Here is a 13109-nt window from a genome sequence, read left to right as displayed (position 1 = left end):
GTCCCGATCTAATCACCCTGCCCGGCCACAACGTCGGGCCAGTCGGCAAGCTAGCCGCCCACGGATTGCAGCTCAACCGCACGGACCGGACTATCCCCGCTCGCGTCAGCCGCCTGCGGCGTGCTCCGGCCGCAGGTCGCAATGGCCATGAACGCGGCGAGCGCATCGCGTTCGGCGACGGGAAGCGTCAGGCCCAGCTTTGTCCGCCGCCACAGCACGTCGTCGGGAAACCGCGCCCATTCACGCGTCATGAGGTAGCGGACCTCCGCCTCGGTCAGCTGCGGCCCGAACGCCTGTCCGAGATCGGCCCGGCATCTCGCCTCGCCGAGGATCTGCGCCAGCCGGGTGCCATAGGCGCCGACCAGACGCCGGGCCTCCGCTTCGCTGAGAAAGCGCCAGCGGTCCCGTGCGTCATCGACGAGATCCTCGAACCGATCCCAGGCGAAGTCACCCCCAGGAAGCGGCGCGCTCGCAGTCCAGCGTGGCGACATTGGATAAAAGCGCGCGAGGCGGGAGACCGCCTGCTCGGCCCGGTGCCGGACCGTCGTGACGTCGCCCCCGCACATGGTCAGCAGCGGCGCCTTGGCGGGCTCCTTGGCGCGTCCAGCATCAAGGCTCACGACCGTTTCCAACCGCCCGCTGTCGGCGGCGCGCAGCACCATCATGTTGGCGCCGGCCACGCTCAGGACCACGTCCGCAGGCTGGATGTCCGAGCGAAAATAGCGGTTCGCCGCCTTGCAAAGATAAGCCACGTCTGCCGCCGGCACCGCCACCACGGCTGGGTCGCCCTTGAAGCCGCGGGCCACCGTGCCGATCAGGGTGAAATCCTGCTCGTAGGGCTGGGCAAAGATCAGCCGTCCATCCGAATTCTGAAACACATAGACCGCTTCGACATCGAACAGCCGCGGCACGATGATCTGGCTGACCTGCCGCACGGTCACCCGCGGCAGCGGCTGACGCAGCACGGTTTCCGCCGTCGAGACGCTCCACGCGCCGGTGGCGTTGGCGAGCGCGCGCGAGGTGACGATGCGGCGATGGCCGCGGTCGATGATGGCGAGGCGCCATATTTGGTCGCGGTCGGCCCGCACGCAGCGGGCGCCGGTGCGGATCTCTGCGCCGCGCTCGGCGGCATCCATCGCGGTCAGGACCACCAGGCGGGAATCGTCGACCACGCAATCGGAATAGTCGAATGCCGTCCCGATCGGACGCTTCAAGGCATCGCCGACCGGATGATGCGTGACATCGAGCGCCGACGCGGCCGGCAGCCGGTTGCGCGCAGCGAGGCGATCGTAGAGCCAGAGCCCTGCGCGCAACTGCCATGGCGGCCGCTCATCGGCGTGAGCCGGAATCGCAAAACGGATCGGCCGCACAAGATGCGGCGCGACCGTGAGCCAGACGTCGCGCTCGGCAAGCGCGCGACGCACGCGCAGAAAGCCGCGGCGCTCCAGCGCCGCGAGGTCCCCGTGCACCAGCCGCGACGTGGCCGACGAGGCGCCGCCGCCGAGATCGCCCTGCTCGACCAGGATCACGCGCAAACCGCGGCCAGCCGCATCACGCGCCAGGCTGACGCCGTTCAGACCTCCGCCGATAATCGCCAGATCGTAGTCCGCCATACGCAAGGTCTTCGAGCGTGCCAGGACGAACGATCGTAGACCGGCGGAAATGATTCTCGTAGCGACCCAACTGTTACGAGTGCGGATAAATTCGCGCTGTTGCGCAACAGCCTCTGACCGGACTGCCAGGTCAGCCGGTCTTGCGAACGGACGCGACGTCGTCGTCGTCGTGAGCGCGACCGACAATGCCGTCATATTTGTCGATCGGCAGGGGCTTGCCGAGCAGATAGCCCTGAACCGAGTCGCAGCCCTGCTCGGCGAGGAAGCCGAGCTGCTCCGGCGTCTCGACGCCTTCCGCCACGATCGACATGTTCATGCCGTGACCCAGACCGATGACCGCACGAATGATCGCCGCCGATTGCGGGTTGCGGCCGATATTCATGACGAAGGCGCGGTCGATCTTGATCTTGTCGAACGGGAACGCCTGAAGGTAGCTCAGCGACGAGTAGCCGCTGCCGAAATCGTCCATCGAGACGCGAACGCCGAGCGCCTTCAGCCGGCGCAGCAGCGCGACACCGCGATCGAAATCCTCGATCAGCACACCCTCGGTGATCTCCAGCTCGAGCCTGCCGGGCGCGAGCCCCGTCTCGATCAGGATCGAGTGGACCAGCGCAACGAGGTCGCCATGGACGAACTGCGCCGGAGACAGGTTGACCGCGACCTGCAGCGGCTTCGGCCACGACGCCGCCTCGCGGCAGGCCTCGCGCAGGATCCACTCGCCCATCTCGACGATGAGGCCGCTCTCTTCCGCGAGCGGAATAAAGTCGCTCGGCGGCACGAACCCCCGGACCGGGTGCTGCCAGCGCGCCAGCGCCTCGAAGCCGATGATCTCGCTGGCGTCGACCGTGCGGCCGGAGACGGCCTGCGGCTGGAAGTACAGCGACAGTTCGCCATGCTTGATCGCGACAGACAGCTCCTGATGCAGAACGCGGCGGTCGCGAATCTGCTGATCCATTTCAGGCTCGTAGAAGGTGATGCTGCCGCGCGATTTGGCCTTGGCGCGGAACAGAGCAGCACCCGCATTGGCGAGCAGCGACGCCGGATCCGAACCATTGTGCGGAAACACCGAGATGCCCGTCGTCAGCGCGGTGCGGATCGATTTGCCCTCGATCTGAAAGTCCACCGCGATCGCCGCCGCCAATTGCTCGGCCAGGGCCCTGCCCGTTTCCGGTTGCTTGCCGTCGATGATCAGCCCGAACTCGTCGCCGGAGAGACGGGCAACGACGCCGCCCCGGGCAACGGCATGGACGCGACGGGCGACCTCGATCAACAGCTTGTCGCCGATGGCGTGGCCGAAGACGTCGTTGACGTCCTTCAGGCCCTTGAGATCGACGTTCAGGACCGCAAACTCCTCGTCCGTATCCGCGCAGGCCTCGATCATCTGGCTCAGGGCCTGCAGGAACGCGGCGCGGTTCGGCAGATCGGTCAGGCCGTCGTGATAGGCCATGTGCGCCATCCGCGATTCGGTCTGGCGCCGATCGGTGACGTCCTCATAGGTCTTGATCAGATATTGCGGCTGGCCGGTCTCGCCCAGCACGGTTGCCCGCCGCGTCAGGAACAGCCGCAGGCCGTCCTTGGTCGAGATCGGATGTTCCTCAGTCAGAAGGCCGCGCTTCTTGATGGCGGCTTCGTCGCGCGCCGTGATCAGTCTGGCCTCGCGCGGATTGAAGATGTCGGCGGTGGTCAGGCCGGTGGCGTCCTCGCGCTTGCGGTTGAGGATGATCTCGGCGCTGCGGTTGGCGAGCAGATAGCGGCCGTCGCTGACGCTCTCGACGATGAGCGAAACCGGAATGTTGTCGACGACCAGTTCCAGGAACTTCTTGCTGTTCTCCAGCTCGCGGCTCAGCGATCGCCGCTCCGTGGCATCGTCGAACAGCGCGATGAGGAATTGCGGTTCGTTCTTGTCGTTGCGTGCAACGACCCGGTGGGCGTCCAGGATGCGCTTCTCGTCACCGCGTTGAACCACGAGTTCGCTGCAATAGGTGGTGCCGGGCGCCAGCATCGCTTCGCGGTCGGCAGCCGCGATGTCGGCCGCGGTCTCTTCGCCGAACAGGTCGCTCGGGCGCCGTCCGATGATCTGATCCCGCGGCACCTGCGCGAACTGCTCAAACGCCCGGTTGGCGAAGATGTAGCGGCCGTCCTCGATGTTCTTGGCGGCGACGCAGACGGGAACCTGATCGACCACCGATTCCAGGAACTGCTTGGTCGAGGCGAGCTCGCGCTCCAGCCGGTGCTGCACCGTACAGTCTTCATGGATGCCGATTGATCCGCCGGTCGGAAGACGGAACATCTGGGCGCGCACCACACGTCCGCCGGGCAGCTCGGTCAGGCACCCGTCCGGCTGCCGCGCCTGGCGCGCATAGTCCTCGACCGTCAGATTGAGCAGGCCACGCTGCCGCCGCAACTCGACCAGATCCCGGCCGGTGCAGCCGGGCGGAATGTCGGCCCGGCTCATGCCGTAGATCTCGAGAAAGCGGTGGTTGTAGAAGACGACGCGGTTGGCGGCGTCCGTCAGCATCAGCCCCTGGCTCAAATTGTTGAGCGCGGAGCTGATGAAAACGTTACGCCGAAGTTGTGCCCGCTTGGCGCGCCGCAAGGCCGAATGGATCCAGATCACGACCGACGCGAGGAAGGCGCAGACGACAACGCCGGCGATCAACACCTTCCAGAGCACGTCCGGCTCGATGGTGCCCAGGTAGCCGGAGGGCGAGAAATCGGAGGAAGCGGCCCAGGCGCGCGTCGGCGCAGCCGCCCACGCTGCCATGGCGGCCACCGAGGCCGCAACGACACGCGCAGAAAACGCGTTTCGGTCGCTCGCCTGCCAATTCTTGCCAGCCATCAATCACCCGCGGTATTCGGCGACAGTATCTGGCTTCACCTATTGGGATCGGGTAAACGGGTTCCGCAAACTTCGAAAAAGACGAAGCAAATTTGGTCAATGGCCGCCCTATGATGAATGGTTTGCTAAGGGCACGCGCACTCCGGACTGAAGTTCCACCCACCAGGGATTGCAGCGAGACATGACTTCCCCCAATCGTCTCAGGACTATGCATGGATAAAGTGGATTGCGTGGTCGTTGGCGCCGGCGTCGTCGGACTTGCCGTCGCCCGTCAATTGGCGCGGGCCGGACGCGAGGTCATCGTTCTCGAGGCGGCCGAGGGCATCGGAACCGTCACGTCGTCTCGCAACAGCGAAGTGATCCACGCCGGCATCTATTACAAGGCCGGGAGCCTGATGGCCCGCTTCTGCGTGGCCGGCAAGCGCATGCTTTACCGCTATTGCGACGAGCATGGCGTGCCCTACCGCAATTGCGGGAAACTGATCGTTGCAACCAATCCAGCCGAGACCGAGAAGCTGCAGGGCATCCGCGCGCACGCCGAAGCCAATGGTGTCGAAGGGATGCGGCTGCTGCCCGGGTCCGAAGCCCTGGCGCTGGAGCCGGCCCTGGCCTGCCAGGCCGCGCTGCTGTCGCCATCCACCGGCATCCTCGACAGCCATGCCTTCATGCTGTCGCTGCGCGGCGAGATCGAGGACGCCGGCGGTGCCTTCGCCTTCCACACGCCGTTGCTGCGGGCCAAGGCGACGGGGGGATCGATCGAGGTCGATGCGGGCGGCGCGCAACCGATGACGCTGAGCTGCCGGCTGCTGGTGAACGCCGCCGGCCTCGACGCGCCCGAGCTGGCGCGGCTGATCGACGGCATGCCGTCGCCGCTGGTGCCGATGACCTATCTCGCCAAGGGCAACTATTTCAGCTGCAGCGCCCGGGCACCGTTCAGCCGGCTCATCTACCCGGTGCCGGAACCAGGCGGCCTCGGCGTGCACCTCACGCTCGACATGGCAGGCCAAGCCAGATTCGGCCCCGACGTCGAGTGGATCGACCGGATCGACTATACGGTCGATCCGGCGCGCGCCGAGCGCTTCTACCCGGCGATCCGCAAGTACTGGCCGTCGCTGCCGGATGGGGCGCTGATGCCGAGCTATTCGGGCATCAGGCCGAAGATCGTACCGCCGGCCGTGGCGTCGCAGGATTTCGTCATTCAGGGCCCCCGCGATCACGGGGTGCCCGGACTCATCAATCTGTTCGGAATTGAATCGCCTGGATTGACGTCATCGCTGGCGATTGCGGCTCACGTCCGCGATCTCGCCTTGAGCTGAAGACCCCGATATCGGGATGAACGGCGTGTGGCGATAGCGGGAGACAACGCAGGCAGATGCGCTCGCGTCATCGTCTATCGCAACTAAGTCTATCGCAACTAATTTGATTGAAGTTGCGTCTGGGATGGGCAGTCACCATCCCAGGCGCACGGTCTTACGATCAGATGGTACGGCGGGTGATGGTCACATGTCAGTGAAGTGTTTCGCTGGTTACCTGTCTCAAGCGCTCGATCTCATCCTTCACCATCAGTTTGCGTCGCTTCAGTTCGGCAATTCGCAGGTCGTCCGTCGATGGATGCAGGAGAGCTTCATGCAATTCGCTTTCAAGAACTTTATGCTTACGCTCCAGTTCAACGAGATGCGCCTGAATGGCCATTCGAAACCTCCTCGGTAGGTGAACCTGAGATTCGACCAGGGCTAACGAGTGTACACAAGTCGCTTGACCTGTCGATGGGGCCAAAAGACCGCACATGCAAATTTGAGCGCCGTGTGTAACGAAGCGTGAGCAGATCCGGACGAATCTAACGCCGGTGCCAACCTGAAATTCACGGGACAGCTGCACGGATCTTGAGGGGCGCGGCTTGCTTATCAGCTTCGCAGGCGCAATATTTTCGCCCGCCTTCGCAAGGCTTTCCACTTCCTTCCGCTTTTTTGCTATCATAGATCATGGCTGACCAAGACGAGCGCGAACTGCAGGCCGAACTCGCGCGCCTGCAGCAGGAGCACCGCGATCTCGACGCGGCGATCGACGCTTTGCATCAATCGCCCGCCCCCGATTTGTTGCGGCTGCAACGACTGAAGAAGCGGAAGCTTCTGCTACGCGATCGGATCGCCTTCATCGAAGACCAGATCACGCCCGACATCATCGCCTGAGGCGAAGCGTCAGCACGGCTGACCGTATGCACACAGGCAATATGCATCAGCGGTGCAGGATATGCCCAGGCGCCTTGACAAATAGAACAAAAAGAGAACAATCAGGACATCCCTCGTTCCCCAGACGACAACAAGGATGGTTGTGATGCCCGCCTCCTTCTCCCCACAGGATCGCCTCTACGAACAGGCCTGTGACCAGGCCATCGCGATGTGCGACGGCAATCTGCGCTCCACGATCAAGGCGCTGATCATGGCGAACGAGTATCTTGAGCTGGAGCTGCAGGAGCTGCGGGCCGCGATCTCCTGCGGCTGCGTGCCCAACACCGCTTCGGACGGTCCGGAGAGCAATGCGGCCTGAGCCCTGCCTGAGTCTTACCTGAGTCCTCGGGCCGTCGAGACTCTCCGGACGATTGCCACCGCGCTCGCTCGCAGCTTCGACGAAGGCCGGGAGGTGCGTGCAATGCCTGATATCACCTATTACGTCGCCATGCCGTTCAGACGGGACGAGGCAGGGATGCTGGTCGCGGGCGCGGCCGAGGAATGCCAGAGTTCGTCCGCAGCGCTGCGTCGTGCCGAAGCGATGTCGCGCCTGCCGGACAACATCGGCGCCATTGCCTTCAGCCGCAGCGGCGATCCCTTGATGGGGGAATTCAGCGACGCCCGGCTGCTGCACAAGTTCGGCGAGTTGCCCGACGATCTCGGCGAGTTGTGAGCGCCGTGCACCACAAGCTCTGTCATCGGCGCGGATGGCCCGGGAGCGTCACCGCTGGTCGCCCGACCGGGCCGTTGCGTGCGCTGGGCTCTCGTACCTTCGTTGGGCCTTGCGCATGTACATCGCGCGGTCGGCTTCCTCCAGCGCACGCACCGGGTTGACGCGCTTGTCGAGCAGAGCAATCCCGGCCGACGCGCCGGCACGCACGGTCTGATCGCCGAAGGTGAAGGTCAGGCTGTCGATGGCCTGCTCCAGTTCCGCCGCCTTGGCATGTGCGTCCGCCGCGCTGAGATGCCAGAGCAGCACGCCGAACTCGTCGCCGCCGAGCCGGCCGATCACGTCGGAGGATCGGACATGCTCGCTGAGGACACGCGCAACCGCCTTCAGGACCTCGTCACCAGCGGCATGGCCGAACGTATCATTGATCGGTTTCAGCCGATCGACGTCGAGCACGACCAGGGCACCGGTCGCGTCATAGCGCTTGATGAAGGCGATCGAACGATGGAGCTCGCGGGCGAAGCCGCGACGATTGAAGATGTCGAGCAGGAAGTCGCGCTCAGCGGAGGCCGTCAGCTCGGCGATCCGGGCCTGTGCTGTCGCCAACTCGGCATTAAGGCGTCGGATCGTCTGCCGCGCGCCTGCCGGTACGGAACCGGGTTCAGGAGCCCGCGCGCGCCGCGAAGGCCGATGACGGTACCGGGTTCTTCGCTTCCCGGCTCGCCACGCGGCCGCCATGCGCTTCTTTTTCATCGGACACCTGCCGCGCCACCGTTTGGGCTTGCCGGGCTTGACCAAGACAGGATAGTCCATTCGGACCTTCATGCCATGGCTTGCCGCTGTCAGGACCGATCCTATACTCCGGCCCATGCTGATGGATTCCCGAGAAGAATTGAGGTCATGACCGCCCCGATCGCCATCATCATGGGAAGCCAGTCGGACTGGGATACCATGCGCCATGCCGCCGAGACGCTCGAAGCCCTGGGCGTGAGCTACGACGCCCGGATCGTCTCGGCGCACCGCACCCCGGACCGGCTGTATGCTTTCGCCAAGGGTGCCAAGGCGGCGGGCTACAAGGTCGTGATCGCCGGTGCCGGCGGCGCCGCCCATCTGCCGGGCATGACGGCCTCGCTCACGGAACTGCCCGTGTTCGGCGTCCCCGTCGAGTCGAAGGCGCTGTCGGGGGTCGATTCGCTGTATTCCATCGTCCAGATGCCGGCCGGAATTCCGGTCGGAACGCTCGCCATCGGCAAATCCGGCGCCATTAACGCAGCGCTGCTGGCGGCCAGCGTGCTCGCTCTCTCGGATTCCGCGCTCGCCGGCCGCCTGTCGGCTTGGCGGCAGGCGCAGACCAATGCGATCGCCGAACGTCCGGAGGGCACGGCGTGACCGGCTCCAATCGGGTGAAGCTCAAGCCCGGCGACACCATCGGTATTCTCGGCGGCGGCCAGCTCGGCCGCATGCTGGCGCTGGCTGCGGCGCGGCTCGGGCTGCGCTGCCAGGTGTTCTCGCCGGACCCGGACTCGCCCGCCTTCGACGTCGTGCTGAACGCCACCTGCGCCGAATATGCCGACGTCGAGGCGCTCGAGCTGTTCGCCAATGACGTCGACGTCGTCACCTACGAGTTCGAGAACGTCCCGTCGGCGGCCGCGATGGTGCTGGCGGCAAGGCGCCCGGTGCTGCCGAGCCGCTCTGCGCTGGAGACGACGCAGGATCGGCTGATCGAGAAGGATTTCGTCACCTCGCTCGGTATCCGCACGGCGAACTATGCCGACGTGTCCTCACTCGCCACGTTGCGCGAAGCAGCCTTTCGGATCGGCCTGCCGGCCGTGCTGAAGACACGGCGGTTCGGCTATGACGGCAAGGGCCAGATCAAGATCCGCCAGGGTGACGATCTCGATCGGATCTGGGCCGAGCTCGGCACCAAATCGGCGATCCTCGAGGCGTTCGTTCCGTTCGAGCGCGAGATCTCGGTCGTAGCGGCCCGCGCGGCCGATGGCCAGGTCGAGTGCTTCGACGTCACCGAGAACGAGCATCGCGATCACATCCTGAAGGTGTCGCGGGCGCCAGCCCGCATCCCCGATCCGCTCGCCGACGAGGCCCGGGACATTGCCAGCCGGATCGCCACCGCCCTCGATTACGTCGGGGTGCTCGCCGTGGAGATGTTCGTGGTATCCGATGGACCTGCGCCCGGCGTCCTGGTCAATGAAATTGCCCCCCGGGTGCACAATTCCGGCCACTGGACCCTCGACGGTGCCTCGATTTCCCAGTTCGAACAGCACATCCGCGCGATCGCAGGCTGGCCGCTCGGCAAGCCGCTGCGCCACGGCCACGTCACGATGACGAACCTGATCGGGGACGAGATCGACACCTACGAGCAGTGGCTCACGGTTCCCGGCGCCACCGTGCACCTTTACGGCAAGGGCGCCGCCCGCCCGGGTCGCAAGATGGGGCATGTGACCCAGGTCTCGCCCCTGCCGCCGAGGCAGGGCTGAAATAAACCGCTCGGGCGGGTTAAACTTGCGGTCAAGAGCCCGTCAGCGGGTGGACAGCGACGGTGTCCTCTGATACACGGGCGCCCTCAAGGTTAAGGGCGCGGCCATTTGCCAGCCCTGACTTCACCAGATTTCAAACCGATAGACTGAGAAAGAGGATGCCGCGTGCAGGTTCTCGTTCGCGATAACAATGTCGATCAAGCCCTCAAGGCGCTCAAGAAGAAGATGCAGCGTGAGGGCATTTTCCGCGAGATGAAGCTTCGCGGCCATTACGAGAAGCCGTCCGAGAAGAAAGCCCGCGAGAAGGCCGAAGCCGTGCGCCGTGCGCGCAAGCTGGCCCGCAAGAAGCTGCAGCGTGAAGGCCTGCTGCCGATGAAGCCGAAGCCGGTGTTTGGCGCTGGCCCCGGCGGTGACCGTGGTGCTGGTCGTGGTCCGGGCGCAGGTGCCCGTCCCGGCGCGCCGCGCTGATCTGGCCCGATAGATCTGACGTCGTCTGAAGCGCGGGCCTCTGGCTCGCGTTTTTGTTTTGGGCACCTCATTTTGATTTCGCGCCTCCCTGCCATCCGGCGTCCGGAGCCGGCCGCGGTGTGCCCGCCCGTCGCTACGATGCAGAGCACGGCACGCCCCAAAGAAAAAGCGGCGGACCAGCAGGCCCGCCGCTCGATCTCGTTCGAGAGCAATGCCGATCAATTATTTCGGCAGCACCGAGTGGAACACCGATTTCGCCGCCGACATCATGTCCTGCGCCACGTTGGACATCTGGTCCTTGATCGAAGGATCGGACTTGTCGGCACGCAGGTCGAGCGGACGCAACTGCTGGACGGGGATCTCCGCGGGCGGCGTCGGGCGCCCGTCCGGCTGCAATGATCCCGTGTAGGTCGGGCTCGAGGCCGACGGCATGATGAAACCCTGCTCGGCCGGAGGCGCGGAGACCGTCACCGGAGGCGGCAGCGGACGAACCGGCGACACCTGAGGTGACACGGTTGCGACGCGCGGCGCCTCGCCAGCCCCGCGGGCTGCATCGGTCGACGGCTTCTCGGCAGCCGCCTTGCCGGCACCTTCGCTCGCGCGCAACCGCTCGATCGCGGCGCGGGCAAGATCGGCAGCATCCCGGCGATCTTCCTGCTGGGTCGCTGGGGCCTCGGCCGGAGTGCCACGCACGATCAGCTTTTCCTTCGACGATGCAGGATGGCGCGAGGCCTGCGGATCGGCCGGGAGGCTCGCCGTTTCGGTCGGCTTCACTTCGACGGCCTTCTCAGCGGCCTTGTCGGCCAGCGACTTCTCCGACACGCCCTTGGCCTTGATGCCGGGAGCGGGAATGCTGGAGACCTCGTTCGACGTTTCCGCCGGCTTGGCGTCAGACTTGGGATCGGCCTTCGCGTCCAGCTTGGCAGGGTCGGTCCCCTTGCCCGTGGATTTCGGAGCCTCGCTCTTACCGCCTGTGAGCTTGGCATAAGCAGCCGAGGCCACCGCCGCCATGGTCGATGGCGGCGAGTCGGGCTTGGTGTTGATGTAGTGATTGACGATGTAGGCCCCGATGATGGTGGCAACCACCGACGGGATGATCTCCATGGCGAACTTTGTGAGATATTTCAGCATGCTGACCACTCCCGCGCGGTATTTGCGGGAACTTTGAGGCACAATTAAGGGACCATCCCACACCTTCCGGAGCTCGCGGACTGCACTCCGTGCAGCCGCGACCGCCGAAAAGTCGTTTCCTGAAACCCTTCGAACCGGAGCCGTGCAGCAATCCGAGGGTGTTGCCACAGCTTCCGGATCGCCGGCTCAAGATACCACAATCAGCGGCATCCCGGTAAACAATTGGTTACGGCTTCAATTCAACTTCGAGGAAAACGATCTCGGAACCGGTCTCGTTCAGCACGTCGTGTTCGACCCCGGCCTTTCGGAAATAGGATTTACCGACCGCGAGCTGCGCCTTCGAGCGCTCGCCGGACGGCGCCACGATCGTCATCTCACCCGCGGTGACCGGCACGATCACGTAATCCATCTCATGAACATGGCGCCCCGTGGCACTGCCGGGCAATAGCCGCCACTCCGTGACGCGGACTTCGGGCGTATCGACCTGGACGTCGGACTGGGCGCTGAGCATGCTGGATCTCTTGAATCAGGGGACGAAGAGCAGAAACAGGAATATCGCGAACACCACCATGTGCACCAGCCCGAACAGGATGTTCGTCCGTCCGGTGCCGAAGGTCAGCATGCTCAGGACGAAGGTCAGGACCAGCAGCACTATTCCCTGCGGGTCCAGCCCGAGGACGAGCTGCTTGTCGAGCACATGGGCGGCGACCGCCACTGCCGGGATGGTCAGCCCTATGGTGGCGAGCGAGGAGCCAAGCGCGAGATTGATGCTCTTCTGCAGGTCGTTGGCGCGGGCGGCCGAGAGGGCGGCGACACTCTCCGGCAGCAGGATCAACAGCGCCACGAGCACGCCTGCGACCGCCTGCGGCGCACCCGTTGCGGCAACGCCGGCGTCGACCACCAGCGAGAACTTCTTGGCAAGCAGGACCACAGCGAGCAGCGCGACCAGCAGCAGCCCGACACTGAGCAGCAGCTTCGCGCGCGGCAGCCTGACATCGTCATCGGCGAACCCCACCGAGTTGCCGACGAAATAATCCCGATGGCGGGTGGTCTGCGTATACAGGAACACCGCGTAGAGCAGGATCGTCACGACGCTGACGAAGGCGATCTGCACGGCAGAATACACCGGACCTGGCGACGTCAAGGTATAATTCGGCAGCACCAGCGTGATGGTTGCCATCGTGAACAGTACGCTGAGATACAGATTGGCACCGGAGACCAGCACGTCCTGCTCGCGATAGCGCAGGCCGCCGATGAAGATGCAGATGCCGGCCAAGCCGTTGCACACGATCATGACCACCGCAAACACGGTGTCGCGGGCCAGCGCCGGCGCAGCCTTGTCGCCGAGCATGATGGTGGCGATCAGCGCCACCTCGATCACCGTCACCGCCAGGGTCAGGAGCAGCGTGCCGAACGGCTCGCCGATCTCATGCGCGATCACCTCGGCATGGTGCACGGCCGCGAACACCGTGCCGAACAGGACCACCAGCAGCACCGCGGCGAAGACCACGCCAGCGGCCGAAGGCGTGAAGTCATAATGCGTCGCCGTGACGATCGCGACCAGCGCGACCGCCAAGCCGGGAAAGATCACCGATGATGCGGGCGTTGCGCCCTTCACGCTCATGATTCGCGTCCTTCGATCCGTTCTGTCCGACTATGCGCGAC

The 13109-nt window shown here is 64.9% G+C and carries 14 protein-coding genes; 7 read left to right on the top strand and 7 right to left on the bottom strand.

The annotated features are described in order from the left end of the window. Nucleotides 1-50: 50 nt before the first annotated feature. The gene (locus ACQR1X_RS20020; protein ID WP_434899440.1) at nt 51-1613 is read right to left on the bottom strand and encodes a glycerol-3-phosphate dehydrogenase; all 1563 of its coding nucleotides are present in this window, start codon (nt 1611-1613) and stop codon (nt 51-53) included. 130 nt (nt 1614-1743) lie between these two features. Then, nucleotides 1744-4452, bottom strand: a complete 2709-nt coding sequence (locus ACQR1X_RS20015) for a sensor domain-containing protein (RefSeq protein WP_316236979.1) — start codon at nt 4450-4452, stop codon at nt 1744-1746. Nucleotides 4453-4664: 212 nt separating this feature from the next. Here ACQR1X_RS20015 and ACQR1X_RS20010 point away from each other — a divergent pair, with 212 nt between their 5' ends. Next, the gene (locus ACQR1X_RS20010; RefSeq protein WP_316179769.1) at nt 4665-5768 is read left to right on the top strand and encodes an NAD(P)/FAD-dependent oxidoreductase; all 1104 of its coding nucleotides are present in this window, start codon (nt 4665-4667) and stop codon (nt 5766-5768) included. A gap of 190 nt (nt 5769-5958) precedes the next feature. Here the strand turns inward: ACQR1X_RS20010 and ACQR1X_RS20005 are convergent, their stop codons facing one another. After that, nucleotides 5959-6144, bottom strand: a complete 186-nt coding sequence (locus ACQR1X_RS20005) for a YdcH family protein (RefSeq protein ID WP_315802612.1) — start codon at nt 6142-6144, stop codon at nt 5959-5961. A 290-nt stretch (nt 6145-6434) separates the two neighbouring features. On the opposite strand from ACQR1X_RS20005, the gene ACQR1X_RS20000 reads away from it, so the two are divergent. From ACQR1X_RS20000 to ACQR1X_RS19990, 3 genes are all read left to right on the top strand, one after another. Further along, nucleotides 6435-6641 carry a YdcH family protein gene (locus ACQR1X_RS20000; RefSeq protein WP_009028242.1) on the top strand — a complete coding sequence of 69 codons (207 nt, stop codon included), beginning with the start codon at nt 6435-6437 and terminating at the stop codon, nt 6639-6641. Nucleotides 6642-6786: 145 nt separating this feature from the next. Beyond that, nucleotides 6787-6999 carry a hypothetical protein gene (locus ACQR1X_RS19995; RefSeq protein ID WP_315802611.1) on the top strand — a complete coding sequence of 71 codons (213 nt, stop codon included), beginning with the start codon at nt 6787-6789 and terminating at the stop codon, nt 6997-6999. Between the two features lie 102 nt (nt 7000-7101). Continuing rightward, a complete protein-coding gene (locus ACQR1X_RS19990; RefSeq protein ID WP_315802610.1) occupies nt 7102-7353 on the top strand; it encodes a hypothetical protein in 252 nt (83 codons plus the stop codon). A 48-nt stretch (nt 7354-7401) separates the two neighbouring features. Here the strand turns inward: ACQR1X_RS19990 and ACQR1X_RS19985 are convergent, their stop codons facing one another. Further along, nucleotides 7402-8103: a GGDEF domain-containing protein gene (locus tag ACQR1X_RS19985; RefSeq protein WP_315802860.1), complete on the bottom strand. Its 702-nt coding sequence runs from the start codon at nt 8101-8103 to the stop codon at nt 7402-7404. A gap of 147 nt (nt 8104-8250) precedes the next feature. Between ACQR1X_RS19985 and purE the strand changes: the two genes are divergently transcribed. From purE to rpsU, 3 genes are all read left to right on the top strand, one after another. Further along, nucleotides 8251-8739 carry a 5-(carboxyamino)imidazole ribonucleotide mutase gene (gene purE / locus ACQR1X_RS19980; protein WP_315802609.1) on the top strand — a complete coding sequence of 163 codons (489 nt, stop codon included), beginning with the start codon at nt 8251-8253 and terminating at the stop codon, nt 8737-8739. Further along, complete coding sequence (locus tag ACQR1X_RS19975) at nt 8736-9845, top strand: 5-(carboxyamino)imidazole ribonucleotide synthase (protein ID WP_315802608.1); 1110 nt, start codon at nt 8736-8738, stop codon at nt 9843-9845. The genes purE and ACQR1X_RS19975 overlap by 4 nt, the downstream gene beginning before the upstream one ends. 165 nt (nt 9846-10010) lie before the next feature. Beyond that, nucleotides 10011-10313 carry a 30S ribosomal protein S21 gene (rpsU, locus tag ACQR1X_RS19970; protein ID WP_011924350.1) on the top strand — a complete coding sequence of 101 codons (303 nt, stop codon included), beginning with the start codon at nt 10011-10013 and terminating at the stop codon, nt 10311-10313. A 222-nt stretch (nt 10314-10535) separates the two neighbouring features. Here rpsU and ACQR1X_RS19965 read toward each other — a convergent pair whose 3' ends face one another. The 3 genes from ACQR1X_RS19965 to ACQR1X_RS19955 form a co-directional block, all read right to left on the bottom strand. After that, on the bottom strand, nt 10536-11444 hold the full coding sequence (locus tag ACQR1X_RS19965) for a hypothetical protein (RefSeq protein WP_434899439.1): 909 nt from the start codon (nt 11442-11444) through the stop codon (nt 10536-10538). Between the two features lie 226 nt (nt 11445-11670). Continuing rightward, nucleotides 11671-11955 (bottom strand): cupin domain-containing protein, encoded by a 285-nt coding sequence (locus tag ACQR1X_RS19960; protein ID WP_315717559.1) that lies wholly within the window; start codon nt 11953-11955, stop codon nt 11671-11673. Between the two features lie 15 nt (nt 11956-11970). Further along, complete coding sequence (locus tag ACQR1X_RS19955; protein WP_316217933.1) at nt 11971-13068, bottom strand: calcium:proton antiporter; 1098 nt, start codon at nt 13066-13068, stop codon at nt 11971-11973. Between the last annotated feature and the right edge of the window lie 41 nt (nt 13069-13109).

Source organism: Bradyrhizobium sp. HKCCYLRH3073 (assembly GCF_051167995.1).
Lineage (GTDB): Bacteria > Pseudomonadota > Alphaproteobacteria > Rhizobiales > Xanthobacteraceae > Bradyrhizobium.
Note: the sequence above shows the minus strand (reverse complement) of the source record. Positions and strands in the feature narration are given on the sequence as shown.

Bases quoted from the DNA above. Each gene is read 5' to 3' on its own strand.
- ACQR1X_RS19990 (WP_315802610.1), top strand. From the start codon at position 7,102: ATGCCTGATATCACCTATTACGTCGCCATGCCGTTCAGACGGGACGAG.
- ACQR1X_RS19960 (WP_315717559.1), bottom strand. From the start codon at position 11,955: ATGCTCAGCGCCCAGTCCGACGTCCAGGTCGATACGCCCGAAGTCCGC.
- ACQR1X_RS19965 (WP_434899439.1), bottom strand. From the start codon at position 11,444: ATGCTGAAATATCTCACAAAGTTCGCCATGGAGATCATCCCGTCGGTG.
- ACQR1X_RS19985 (WP_315802860.1), bottom strand. From the start codon at position 8,103: ATGAAAAAGAAGCGCATGGCGGCCGCGTGGCGAGCCGGGAAGCGAAGA.
- ACQR1X_RS19955 (WP_316217933.1), bottom strand. From the start codon at position 13,068: ATGAGCGTGAAGGGCGCAACGCCCGCATCATCGGTGATCTTTCCCGGC.
- ACQR1X_RS20010 (WP_316179769.1), top strand. From the start codon at position 4,665: ATGGATAAAGTGGATTGCGTGGTCGTTGGCGCCGGCGTCGTCGGACTT.
- ACQR1X_RS20015 (WP_316236979.1), bottom strand. From the start codon at position 4,452: ATGGCTGGCAAGAATTGGCAGGCGAGCGACCGAAACGCGTTTTCTGCG.
- ACQR1X_RS19995 (WP_315802611.1), top strand. From the start codon at position 6,787: ATGCCCGCCTCCTTCTCCCCACAGGATCGCCTCTACGAACAGGCCTGT.
- ACQR1X_RS20000 (WP_009028242.1), top strand. From the start codon at position 6,435: ATGGCTGACCAAGACGAGCGCGAACTGCAGGCCGAACTCGCGCGCCTG.
- ACQR1X_RS20020 (WP_434899440.1), bottom strand. From the start codon at position 1,613: ATGGCGGACTACGATCTGGCGATTATCGGCGGAGGTCTGAACGGCGTC.
- ACQR1X_RS20005 (WP_315802612.1), bottom strand. From the start codon at position 6,144: ATGGCCATTCAGGCGCATCTCGTTGAACTGGAGCGTAAGCATAAAGTT.
- purE (WP_315802609.1), top strand. From the start codon at position 8,251: ATGACCGCCCCGATCGCCATCATCATGGGAAGCCAGTCGGACTGGGAT.